At 63.7% G+C, this 11045-nt stretch carries 10 protein-coding genes, 1 pseudogene and 1 riboswitch; of the genes and pseudogenes, 8 read left to right on the top strand and 3 right to left on the bottom strand.

Features of this window, described 5'->3' with window-relative positions:
- Positions 1-42: 42 nt before the first annotated feature.
- Positions 43-1044 (top strand): annotated as a pseudogene (locus FJ959_RS31335) (autotransporter outer membrane beta-barrel domain-containing protein); the annotation flags it as partial.
- 110 nt (positions 1045-1154) lie between these two features.
- Here the strand turns inward: FJ959_RS31335 and FJ959_RS31330 are convergent.
- The gene (locus FJ959_RS31330) at positions 1155-1778 is read right to left on the bottom strand and encodes a LysE family translocator (protein WP_140517779.1); all 624 of its coding nucleotides are present in this window, start codon (positions 1776-1778) and stop codon (positions 1155-1157) included.
- A 389-nt stretch (positions 1779-2167) separates the two neighbouring features.
- Between FJ959_RS31330 and FJ959_RS31325 the strand changes: the two genes are divergently transcribed.
- From FJ959_RS31325 to FJ959_RS31300, 6 genes are all read left to right on the top strand, one after another.
- Positions 2168-2935, top strand: coding sequence for a L,D-transpeptidase (locus FJ959_RS31325; protein ID WP_140567883.1), 768 nt, complete (start codon positions 2168-2170; stop codon positions 2933-2935).
- A gap of 110 nt (positions 2936-3045) precedes the next feature.
- Positions 3046-4212 carry a diphosphate--fructose-6-phosphate 1-phosphotransferase gene (locus tag FJ959_RS31320; RefSeq protein WP_140558908.1) on the top strand — a complete coding sequence of 389 codons (1167 nt, stop codon included), beginning with the start codon at positions 3046-3048 and terminating at the stop codon, positions 4210-4212.
- An 88-nt stretch (positions 4213-4300) separates the two neighbouring features.
- Entirely contained in the window at positions 4301-5020 is a 720-nt protein-coding gene (locus FJ959_RS31315) for an MBL fold metallo-hydrolase (protein ID WP_140625485.1), read from the top strand.
- A gap of 197 nt (positions 5021-5217) precedes the next feature.
- Entirely contained in the window at positions 5218-6762 is a 1545-nt protein-coding gene (locus FJ959_RS31310; RefSeq protein ID WP_140625484.1) for a DegQ family serine endoprotease, read from the top strand.
- Between the two features lie 143 nt (positions 6763-6905).
- Positions 6906-7139 (top strand): AbrB/MazE/SpoVT family DNA-binding domain-containing protein, encoded by a 234-nt coding sequence (locus FJ959_RS31305; RefSeq protein WP_140501232.1) that lies wholly within the window; start codon positions 6906-6908, stop codon positions 7137-7139.
- Positions 7136-7534: a type II toxin-antitoxin system VapC family toxin gene (locus FJ959_RS31300; RefSeq protein WP_140625483.1), complete on the top strand. Its 399-nt coding sequence runs from the start codon at positions 7136-7138 to the stop codon at positions 7532-7534. The genes FJ959_RS31305 and FJ959_RS31300 overlap by 4 nt, the downstream gene beginning before the upstream one ends.
- A 92-nt stretch (positions 7535-7626) precedes the next feature.
- Here FJ959_RS31300 and FJ959_RS31295 read toward each other — a convergent pair whose 3' ends face one another.
- Positions 7627-8727, bottom strand: coding sequence for a hybrid-cluster NAD(P)-dependent oxidoreductase (locus FJ959_RS31295; RefSeq protein ID WP_140625526.1), 1101 nt, complete (start codon positions 8725-8727; stop codon positions 7627-7629).
- A gap of 19 nt (positions 8728-8746) precedes the next feature.
- Positions 8747-9994, bottom strand: coding sequence for an aromatic ring-hydroxylating dioxygenase subunit alpha (locus FJ959_RS31290; RefSeq protein WP_140625482.1), 1248 nt, complete (start codon positions 9992-9994; stop codon positions 8747-8749).
- Positions 9995-10124: 130 nt separating this feature from the next.
- Positions 10125-10327: riboswitch (cobalamin riboswitch) on the bottom strand.
- A 479-nt stretch (positions 10328-10806) separates the two neighbouring features.
- On the opposite strand from FJ959_RS31290, the gene FJ959_RS31285 reads away from it, so the two are divergent.
- Entirely contained in the window at positions 10807-11004 is a 198-nt protein-coding gene (locus tag FJ959_RS31285; protein ID WP_140501224.1) for a DUF680 domain-containing protein, read from the top strand.
- Positions 11005-11045 lie beyond the last annotated feature (41 nt).

Raw genomic sequence — 11045 nt, 5'->3', positions numbered from 1 at the left:
TAGGCTCCGGTCTCGTGGGCTCGGCGATGTGGATAAGAGACAGTCCCGACTGCGGTGCCCGATCTTCCGACGCCCGCGGCAGGGGAGGAGATCCTGCTCTACCGTGTCGAGGTCCCGGTCTATTCGGCGGTTCCGCCGGTGGCCGAGCATCTGGCGATGACGACACTTGGCACTTTCCATGAACGGCGAGGCGAACAGAGCCTGTTGTCAAACACCGAACTCTCTCCGGTCTGGGGCCGTATCTTCGGCCAGGACGCGAAGATGGGCTGGTCGGGAACGGTTTCGCCGTCGTTCGACGGCACCTTGTTCGGGTTCCAGGGCGGCTTCGACGTGTTTGGCCAGGAAACCGCTTCAGGTGGCGTCGATCGTGCCGGCCTGTTCATCGCCTATGCCACCATGAACGGCGATGTGCGCGGCCAGGCACTGGGGCAGAACGATCTGGGCGTCGGCGACATCGATCTCGGCGGCACCAGCGTCGGCGGCTACTGGACCCGTATCGGTCCCGGGGGCTGGTACCTGGACGGGGTCGTCATGGCCACTTTTTTCAGCGGCGATGCGACCTCGACCCGCGACATCGGCATCGATGTCAAGGGAACCGGCGTCACCGCTTCGCTGGAAGGGGGCTACCCGATCGCGCTGGCGCAAGGCTGGACGCTCGAACCGCAGGCGCAACTGATTTGGCAGCATCTATCGCTCGACGATGCCGAGGATCGCTTCGCGTCGGTTTCCTTCGATCTCGACGACAACGTCACCGGACGCCTCGGCCTGCGCCTGCAGGGCGAGACGACATTGAACGGCACCGTGCTGCAACCTTACCTCAAGGCCAATCTCTGGCACGGTTCCGGTGGCACGGATCACGTCAACTTCGACACCACCGACATCTCGACCGAAAGCCGCTCGACCTCGTTCGAATTCGGCGGCGGCGTGACCGCCAAGGTGACGGACAAGGTCAGCCTCTTCGCCACCGGCGACTACACCACCAATCTCGGCGGTGACAAGCGGCGCATCCTTGAGGGCAATCTCGGCGTCAGCATCAAGTGGTGAGACGGCGAAGCTGGCGCTGTTTTCGTGCGTAAAGTCGACGCCGCCCCTCATCCGCCGGCAGGCAGGTGAGGGGCAGTGCTAACGCTGTGCGTTGAGCGAATCCCCCTTGTTCAATTCCCTGAACGCATCGCCACTGTGGCGATGCCGGCGCCAACCAGCAGCGTGCCGCCGGTGCGGTTGAAGACGCGGATCGCCCTAGGGTTGCGCACAAGGTTGCGCGCTCGCGACGCGATCAGCGCGTAGCCGAAGGCATTGGCGAAGGCGAGCGCCAGGAAGGTCGTCTCGAAGATCAGCATCTGCGTCCAGAAATCGGCGTGCCGGTCGAGGAACTGCGGCAGGAAGGCGACGAAGAAGGTGATGCTTTTCGGGTTGAGCGCGGTGACCAGCCAGGCATGCCCCATCATCCTGGCGGAGGACACGGCATCGGTGCGCGGCTCGGCCTTGAGCGCGCCGCCGGCCCGGAACAGTTTTACGCCGAGATAGACCAGATAGGCAGCGCCGATCAGCTTCAGGATCGTGAAGACGGTGGCCGAAGCTGCCAGCAGGGCGCCGATGCCCAGCATGGACAAGGTCATCGCCGTGAAGTCGCCCAGCGCCACGCCGACGGCCATCGGCAGTGCGGTGCGCCATCCCTGGCCGAGGGCATAGGACACGACCAGAAGGATGGTCGGTCCCGGAATGACTAGGAGGATGGTCGACGCGGCAGCGAAGGCGGCCCAGTTTTCGAAGGACATGCTCGTCTCCTTTGAGCTCAAAGAAGAGGATAAATCCTTCGGTCCAGGAGAATGTAAAGCGGTTTGTTTCTACCCCCGCCAACGGCAGTTCGGCGTCAGTCGAGCCGCCCGACAGGTTCACGATCTCGGCGAGAAGCTCGAGGTTGATCTTTCAGGTCTTGCACATGGAGGCCCCCGCTTTTGACACGCTGGCGCCGGGATCATGACCCGCCCGAGGTGATTTCGTGCAGGGCACGCTGGTTGGCGATACCGGAGAGGGCGCAATGGCGCCCAGCCTGTTCGCAAATGCAGGCAGCGCAAGGCCTTCACGCTTTATCAACCATGAATGATGAAAATGCCCGTCATCCGGCCGGACCGTGCTTCCCGCCGACAGCGTAGGGTTTGGGTACATGCGTGAGTTGCCGCAAAGTCTGACGCCGCCGCGAAACGGCGACGCAATCGAAACCGACAGTCTTCTCTCCCGCCGCGCCGTTTTATCCGGGGCAGGGGCGTTGGCCTTGCTTGGCGCCGCCGGCTGCTCGACTTCGGGCGGCGGCCTGCCGGCGCTCGAGCTGGACGACACGGTCACCGGTTCGCTGCGGCCGATCCGGCCGAGCATCAGCGTCGACAAGAACATCACCAGTCCCGACCTGATGTACGCATCCCTGAGCGACGGCGGCTTCAATGTGCCCGAGGTGCCCTACCTCAAGATCAAGCCGGAATTCCGTCGCCAGATCGTCGTCGACCAGACGGGCGAAGCGCCCGGCACCATCGTCGTTCATCTCAGTGAGCGCATGCTCTATCTCGTCCAGCCGGGGGGCGACGCCATCCGCTACGGGGTCGGCATCGGCAAGGACGGCTTCCGCTGGTCCGGCCGCGCCAACATCCAGTACGGACGGGAATGGCCGACCTGGACCCCGCCGCCGGAAATGATCGCCCGCAAGCCGGAATTGGTAAAATGGCAGGGCGGCCAGCCCGGCGGCCTCACCAACCCGCTCGGGGCGCGTGCTCTCTACATCTATCAGGACGGCAAGGACACCGGCTACCGCATCCATGGCTCGCCCGAATGGTGGAGCATCGGCCAGGCCATGTCGTCGGGCTGTGTGCGCCTGATCAACCAGGACATCATCGACCTCTACAGCCGCGTTTCCAAGAAGAACCCGGTCGTCGTCGTCTAGCTCAAGCCTCACCTCGCGGCCGCTGGCGCGGCCGGTCGTTTCTGCCGTTGCGCGATGGCCAAAGACAGGCGAAGGTGCCTGAAATTCAATCGCCCGGGAGAATTTCACCAATGGCCGGAACTTTCGTCATCGCGCAGGGCGGCGGCCCGACGGCCGTCATCAACCAGACCGTGGTCGGGGCGACGCTGGAGATCCGCAAGCGGCATCCCGGCGCCAAGGTCCTGGGCTCCATCCACGGCGTGCGCGGTATCCGCGACGGCAATTATATCGACCTCTCCGCCGTCCCGGAAGACCGCCTGCGGCTGATCGCCGGAACGCCGAGCGCGGCCCTTGGCTCGACGCGCGACAAACCGGATGCAGCCTATTGCGAGGTCGTCCTCGACGGCCTGAAGAAGGCCGGCGCGGATGCCTTCATCTATATCGGCGGCAATGACACGTCGGGCACGCAGCAGATCCTGACCGATGCCGCCGGGGGCAAGATCGCGTTCGTGCATGCGCCCAAAACCATCGACAATGATCTCGAGGAGAACGACCACACGCCGGGTTTCATCTCGGCGGCCGAGTTCGTCGCCGGCGCTTTCCTGTCCGTCGATCTCGATTTCCGCGCTCTGCCCGGCATCTATGTCGGCATCGTCATGGGCCGGCACGCCGGCTTCCTCACGGCCGCGGCCGCGGCTTGGCAGCTCGATCCCGACAGTGGTCCGCATCTCGTCTACGTGCCGGAGCGGCCGTTCTCGGCCACAGCCTTCATCGAGGACGTGCGCGCCACGCTCGACCGCCACAAGCGCTGCATCGTCGCCGTTTCGGAAGGGGTGAGCACCGCCGACGGCAAGGCGCTGGTTGAAAGCCTGGTCCCGCCCGAGAAGCTGGAGCGCGACCAGCATGGCAATGTCAAGCTATCGGGCAGCGACCTGCCGGCGGCACTCGAGCGGGCGCTCGCCGAAGGGCTGCCGGGCAAGCGCGCCCGCGTCGATGCGCTGGGCTACATGCCGCGCGGCTATGTCGGCGCCATCAGCGCCGTCGACGCGCAGGAGGCGTTCGACGCGGGAGCTTTCGCGGTCACCGTGGCCGAACAGGGCGGCGGCTCCGTGGCGCTGCAATATGACGGCACCAAAACCGTGCTGAAGAAGGTGCCGCTGAAGAACGTGGCCGGCAAGACCCGTCACATGCCCGAGAACTTCATGAAGCCGGACGCCAACCATCTGTCCGACGCCGGCATGGCTTACCTGAAGCGGCTGGTGCCGGAAAAATACAAGGTCGGAAAGCCCTTCGTCTGATGTCGGGACCATACTTGATTCCAGGATCACACCTGATGCGAGGCTCACACCTGATGCCGGGCTCACGCTTGATGCCGGGCCGCTTCTGATGGAGAACTGGTTCAGCAGGAGCATCGTCGACGAGAAGACGACGATGCTGACCGAGCCGTTCGTGCATGACTATGTGCGCGCCAACATCTGGCATCTCACCGGCCGCGACGCCGACCTTTTGGTCGATACCGGCATGGGCATCTGCCCGCTGGCGCCGGAGATCGAAACCCGGGCCGGCAAACCGCTCATCGTCGTCGCCACCCACATCCATCTCGATCATGTCGGCTCGCTGCATGAATTCGCGCTGCGCGCGGGACCCAGGGTGAGTGCCGCGCAGTTCGAGAACATGGATGAGGCGGCGACCTACGCCTACATGTTCCACGACCTCGACGGCGCCGTCTCGCGACTGCCGGCACCGGGCTGGAAGGCTGCGGATTACAAGATCCCGCCAGCGCCGCTGACGCGCACCCTCGACGAGGGCGATGTCGTCGATCTCGGCGACCGCCGCTTCCGCGTGCTGCATCTGCCCGGGCATTCGCCGGATTCGATCGCGCTGTTCGACGAAGCAGACGGCCTGTTCTTCAGCGGCGACGCCATCTATGACGACCGGCTGATCGACGACCTGCCAGACTCCGACAAGTCGGCCTATCGCCTCACCATGCGGCGTCTGCTCGACCTGCCGATCCGCATCGGCCATGGCGGTCACGGCCCGAGTTTCGACGGCGAGCGCATGCGCGAGATCGCCTCGGCCTATCTCAGCCGAGCGGCTGGTCCATAAGCCGGCTCTAAAATTAAATCTTCGTAAGGTCGCCCGAAAACCCTAAATCGGGCCAATCCGCGCCCTAGATGCTGGTTTGTCGATCCGGCCGGCTGCCATGCGCGGCGAGACAGGCAATCCGGCTGTCGACAGCCGACGGGTGTTTTTCCCCGAACCATCCGCGGCCCAGGTTCAACTCTCGCCCGGACAGAACGACCATGTCACCCATAAGCATTCTTCGTAGACATCGCGTCGCGGCCCTGCTGGGCGCTGCGCTGATCATTTCTCCTATCGTGGCCTCCTTCGCCGAAAGCCCGAACGACGTCCGCAACGCCGTCGGTACGACACAGACTCCCGTAGCCGGCGTAGCGGCCCCGAACGGCTCCTTTGCCCCCATCGTGGCAGCCGACAAGCCGGCCGTGGTGACGGTTACGACCGTCATGAAGGGGCAACCGGACGCCATGAGCGATGCCTCGCCCCTGGACGGCGGCGGCTCGCCTTTCGACGATTATTTCCGCCAGTTCTTCGGCGACCAGGGCGTGCCCGGGCCGAAAGCGCCGCCGCAGCAGTCGCAGCGCGCCGAAGCGCTCGGATCCGGCTTTATCGTCGGCGCCGACGGCACCATCGTCACCAACAACCATGTCATCGACGGCGCGAGCTCGATCAAGGTGACGCTTGACGACGGTTCAGAGCTTCCCGCCAAGCTGGTCGGCCGCGACGCCAAGAACGACCTTGCGGTGATCAAGATCAAGGCCGACAAGCCCCTGCCGACGGTAAAATGGGGAGATTCTGATAAGTTGATGCCGGGCGATCAAGTGCTGGCCTTCGGCAATCCGTTCGGCATCGGCACCACGGTCACCTCAGGTATCGTCTCGGCGCGCGGCCGCGATCTCCACAGCGGGCCGTTCGACGATTTCATCCAGATCGATGCGCCGATCAACCACGGCAACTCTGGCGGTCCGCTGGTCGATGTGAGCGGCAACGTCGTGGGCATCAACACCGCGATCTATTCGCCGAATGGCGGCAGCGTCGGCGTTGGCTTCGCCATTCCGTCCGACCAGGCGCAAAAGGTGGTCGCCAAGCTGATGAAGGGCGGCGAAATCGAATACGGCTATCTTGGCGTCCAGATCCAGCCGGTGACCCCGGACGTTGCCAGTGCCATAGGTCTCGATCACCCCGGCGGCGCATTGGTCTCCTCGGTCACCGAGGGCTCGCCGGCGGCCGCGGCCGGCATCCAGACGGGGGACCTCATCACCGGCTTCGCCGGCCAGGAGATAAAGGACCCCAAGGACCTGTCGCGTGCCGTCGCCGATGTCTCGCCCGGCAAGAAGGAAACGCTCGACGTCTGGCGCAATGGCAAAACCATGCAGCTTTCCGTCGACGTCGGCCGCAATGGCGACGATGCGCAGACCGCGTCGGTATCTGGTGATTCCGGCGCGCCGGGAAACGGGCAGGGCGCCCGCCTGCCGGCGATCGGGCTCGGCCTGATGGACATCACGCCCGATATTCGCCAGCAGATGAACCTCCCCGACAACCAGCGTGGCGCGGTGGTCGCCGCGGTCAATCCCAACAAGGCGGCGGCGGCTTCCGGCGTCCAGCCCGGCGACATCATTATCGCCGTCAACCAGATGCCGGTGAAGAGCGCCAGGCAGGCCACGCAGGCGATCGCGCAGGCCGGCAAGTCAGGCCGCAAATCGGTGCTGCTGCTGGTGGAACGAGGCGATGCCCAGATCTATGTCGCCGTGCCCTTCGCCAATGGCTGAGACATCGCGTTGACATGAATGCAGGGATGGCGGGCTTGTCGGTCGACGAGCCCGCCTCCCGGCCGGGGATTGACGCTTCAGGCCTTGAAATTCGAACCGCAAGGTAATACCTTCGGGAGACATGGTATTACCGAGGAACGAAGATGGCGACGACCGTTACAGCGAAGGGACAAGTGACCATCCCCAAACCGGTTCGCGATCTCCTGGAGATCGTCCCGGGAAGCAAGGTCGATTTCCGGCGCGCTGCCGATGGCAGCGTGGTGCTGACCCGTGCTGACAAAAAGCAGCCGGCGAGCCGCTTCGCCAGGTTGCGAGGTCATGCCGGCGAGGGGCTCACGACGGACGCGATCATGGCGCTGACGCGTTCCGAACGGTGACGCTCGTCGACACCAACGTTCTGCTCGACGTTGTTACGGACGATTCGAGCTGGGCGGATTGGTCGATCGCCCATCTCGAGGCAGCGAGCCTTGATGGGCCGTTGTTGATCAATGATGCGGTCTATGCCGAGCTTGCCGTCCGCTACGCACGCATCGAGGATCTCGAGGCGTTTGTCGAGGCGGCCGGTCTAGAAATGGTTCCGATGCCAAGAGCAGCCCTCTTCCTTGCCGGAAAAGCATTTACACAATATCGTAGATCGGGAGGATCCAGGACCGGCGTGCTGCCTGACTTTTTCATCGGCGCCCACGCAGCCGTCGGACGCCTTCCGCTGCTGACGCGTGATATCGGCCGCTACCGGACTTATTTCCCTTCTGTGACGCTGATCACTCCCTGAATGGCCGTCGGATTTCGCTCCAAAGCGTGTCGCATCGAATGGGCTCATGCGACGCGCTTTAAGCGGCGTTGCAGACCGCCGAGCGCCGCCGGTCACGCCTCGATGTCAAGCGCCGAAAGCGGCTTGGAGCAGCAGGCGAGGATGAAGCCGTCCTCGATCTCGTGATCGAGGATGCCGCCATTGTGGCTCATCTCGACCTCGCCCGAGAGCTTCTTGACCTTGCAGGTTCCGCACAGGCCGAATTCGCACGCGGCGGGGATTCTGACTCCCGAGGCGCGCGCCGTCTGCAGCACCGTCTGGCCGGCGACGCATGCGGCATCGACATCCGAAATCGAGAACCGGATCGGCGTCGCGGCTTCGACAGGAATGGCTGCGCCGTCTCCGGTCGGCGAGGCGAACGGCGCCGGGATTTCCTCCGCCAGAGGCGCTGCAAAGCTTTCCTGATGGTATTTCGCCATGTCGAAGCCGGCGGCTTCGAGCATGCCGCGCACGGCACGCATGAAGGGATCGGGGCCGCAGCAGAAGATTTCGCGCTCTCGGAAATCGGGCGCCAAAAGCGGCAGCCGGATGGCGTCGATGCGGCCCATATGGCCGAACCAGCCCTCCCGGCTCGACCGCTCCTCGATCATGAAGCCGAGCGACAGGCCGGGCATGCGGCTGCCGAGCAATTCCAGCTCCTTGCGGAAGATGATCTCTTCGGGCCGGCGCGCGCAGTTGACGAAGCCGACATCGGTCCATGGCGCGCAGTCGTTCAGCCAGCGCAGCATCGACATCATCGGCGTCACGCCGGAGCCGGCCGAGATGAACAGATATTTGGCTGCCGGGTGGCTGTGCAGCGAAAAGTCTCCGGCCGGCCCATACGCCTTGACGTGCGAACCAGGCCTCAAATGGTCGAACATCCAGCGCGTGCCGGTGCTGCCGGCCTGCGCCTTCACCGTCACCGCGATCGAGAACGGCCGCGAGGGCGAAGACGACAGCGTGTAGGTGCGCATCAGGGGCCCATCCGCTGTCGGCAGTTCCAGCGTCACGAACTGGCCCGGCTTGTAGCGGAACCAGGTCTGGTTGTCGGAGCGGAAGGTGAAGGTCTTTACATCAGGCGCCTCGTCGCTCACGCCGATCACTTCCAGCACCTGGAGCCTGTCGTTCCAGGGCGCCATCTGATCGAGATGGCGATAGAGGCCGAGATACGTCATCGCATTCATCCCTTACCTCTCAAGCAACGCTGCGCAGGGCCGGCCGGCCGTCTTCGGCGAGGCGCGGACCGATGAAACGCGCGTACCAGTCGACGAACTGGATGACGCCGCCTTCGTGCAGTTCGGAATAGGGGCCGGGTTCATAGGCCGGCGACAGGATGCCGAAGGCGTTTTCCTCGACGATGCGACGATCCTGGCCGTTGGTCTCGGTCCAGACATGGGTGAGTTCGGCAAGGTCGTAGTCGACGCCCTCGACCGCGTCCTTGTGAACCAGCCATTTGGTCGTCACCGCGGTCTCGGTGGCGCTGATCGGCAGCACGCGGAACGTGACGGCGTGGTCGCCAAGGATGTGGTTCCAGGTCGTCGGATAGTGATAGAGCAGCAAGGAGCCGATGCGGTCGGTGGCAACGCCGTCGGACAGGTTCTTCTTGACCGCGCGTTTTCCCGTCATCGTATAACTGACGGCATCGCGCAGCAGCGGCGCGCGGGTGGCACGGTACTGTCCGGCCGGGTCGATGCGGAACCTGCTCGGCAGGCCTGCCGCCTCGCACTTGGCCCAGTGCGCCAGCATCTCCGGGTCGCTGTCGGCGTCTTGTACGCCGGTCACGGTCGGCGCCTCCGGGAAGGTCTTGCAGAGCTCCGGATGGTTGCCGGCGCAATGATAGCATTCGCGGTTGTTTTCCCAGACCAGCTTCCAATTGCCCTTCTCGACGATGGTGCTCTCGAAGGCGACCTTTGCTTCGCGCAGCCGATGCGGCAGCAAATAGGGTTCGATCATCGTCCGCATCGGCGCGAAATCCGCCGGCTCGTCGGCGAGGCAAATGAAGATGTAGCCGCCGACGCTTTCGCAGGCGACCGGCTTCAGGCCGAACTGGCTCTTGTCGAAACCCTCGGCCATCTGCCTGGCGAACAGCAGCCTGCCGTCCAGTTCATAGGTCCACTGATGGTAGGGGCAGACGAGCTTCGCCGCCGTGCCCTTGTCTGTGTTGCAGACGCGGCTGCCGCGATGGCGGCAAGAATTGTGGAAGGCGTTGATGTTGCCCTTCTGGTCACGCACCAGCACCACAGGATAGTCGCCGATCTGCACGGTGATGAAGCTGCCGGGCCGGGGCAGTTCGCAATCATGGCCGATGAACAGCCAGTCGCGGTACCAGATCAGCTCCATGTCGAGCTTGAAGTAGTCGGGATCGGTATAGAAGGGCTGCTCGAGCGAGAAGCCGTCCCTGCGGCCTTGCAGCCGTTTCAGCATGTCGTTGCGCGCATCCATGTCCTGTCCTCGCATTGAAGTCCTGTCCTCGCATCGAAGGACTGAACGGAGGGGAGAGAGGAAGGATCAAGCCGCGCGCCGGCTTGCGCCGGACATGCACCATCCGCCTCTTGACCGCCCGCCGCGATCAGTCGAGTCCAACATCTCAGGCTGGTTTCCGGGCTCTGGAGCTGTCCTTGCGGACTGTCGCGACACCTTCCCAGGCCTTTGCCCAGTGGTCTCCCGTTGCGACCTGAACTCCACCACCGTTGCGGGGGCAGCGCCGGATTCTGACCGGCTTCCCAATTCTCCGCCTCGTCGTCACGCGGCGGCACCTGAGATGGCAGGATCTAACCATGATCGCCGGCTTGTCGTCGGCATGAAAACGACATCGCATCCATGCCGCGCGACACGCACTGAAAACGGTGCGGCCGCCGTTGCAGGGGCAGAAAGCCTCAGGTCGCCGCCTCGGATTCCGTCTCGTGGCGGAGGCAAAAAAGGTTAACGGTTTCGAAAAGTGACTATTAGCGCCCTCTAAAATCGAACCGAACGGTTCGTTTCTGTTGACGATGCGTGCAGGACGGTGTGAACACTGGGCCTTCGACACAGTTGGTGATCGCGCCGTCTGTTAGAATAACTATTTGATAACAAATGGAAAAAACGAATGTAGAAGGCCCTGGCACAATTTCAAGTGGTGGAAACTTGGTCCACACGGAAAAACTTCGTGATTGGAAATGGCGGTATGGCTTTCCCACATCGGGGCTGTCCGAACGACGCGATTTCCTCCCAAGACACGCCGCTAGACGGACGGAAAAATACTGGAGTATCAAAAAATGAAAAAGATCATTCTCACTGCCGCCGCCCTTCTGGCTGTTTCCGGCAGCGCCTTCGCTAGTAGCGACCATTATGGTTCGAATGCCCCTGCGGCCACCGCCGTCGACAGCTCGTACACCGCTTCGACCAAGAAGTCGGAACCGGCTGCCCAGACGCCTGTCCAGGGTGCCGATCGCAACCTCTTCGGCAACAACTAACAGCCGATCTCCAGTTGACGGCGGGCCTTCCGCCGTCCTGG

Source organism: Mesorhizobium sp. B2-2-4, assembly GCF_006442375.1.
Lineage (GTDB): Bacteria > Pseudomonadota > Alphaproteobacteria > Rhizobiales > Rhizobiaceae > Mesorhizobium.
This window is presented reverse-complemented; position numbering and strand designations above follow the sequence as displayed.

Excerpts from the sequence above, each read along its gene's own strand:
- FJ959_RS31295 (WP_140625526.1), bottom strand. The coding sequence starts at position 8,727 with ATGACGTATCTCGGCCTCTATCGCCATCTCGATCAGATGGCGCCCTGG.
- FJ959_RS31330 (WP_140517779.1), bottom strand. The coding sequence starts at position 1,778 with ATGTCCTTCGAAAACTGGGCCGCCTTCGCTGCCGCGTCGACCATCCTC.
- FJ959_RS31305 (WP_140501232.1), top strand. The coding sequence starts at position 6,906 with ATGGCGACGACCGTTACAGCGAAGGGACAAGTGACCATCCCCAAACCG.
- FJ959_RS31285 (WP_140501224.1), top strand. The coding sequence starts at position 10,807 with ATGAAAAAGATCATTCTCACTGCCGCCGCCCTTCTGGCTGTTTCCGGC.
- FJ959_RS31290 (WP_140625482.1), bottom strand. The coding sequence starts at position 9,994 with ATGGATGCGCGCAACGACATGCTGAAACGGCTGCAAGGCCGCAGGGAC.
- FJ959_RS31325 (WP_140567883.1), top strand. The coding sequence starts at position 2,168 with ATGCGTGAGTTGCCGCAAAGTCTGACGCCGCCGCGAAACGGCGACGCA.
- FJ959_RS31320 (WP_140558908.1), top strand. The coding sequence starts at position 3,046 with ATGGCCGGAACTTTCGTCATCGCGCAGGGCGGCGGCCCGACGGCCGTC.
- FJ959_RS31310 (WP_140625484.1), top strand. The coding sequence starts at position 5,218 with ATGTCACCCATAAGCATTCTTCGTAGACATCGCGTCGCGGCCCTGCTG.
- FJ959_RS31315 (WP_140625485.1), top strand. The coding sequence starts at position 4,301 with ATGGAGAACTGGTTCAGCAGGAGCATCGTCGACGAGAAGACGACGATG.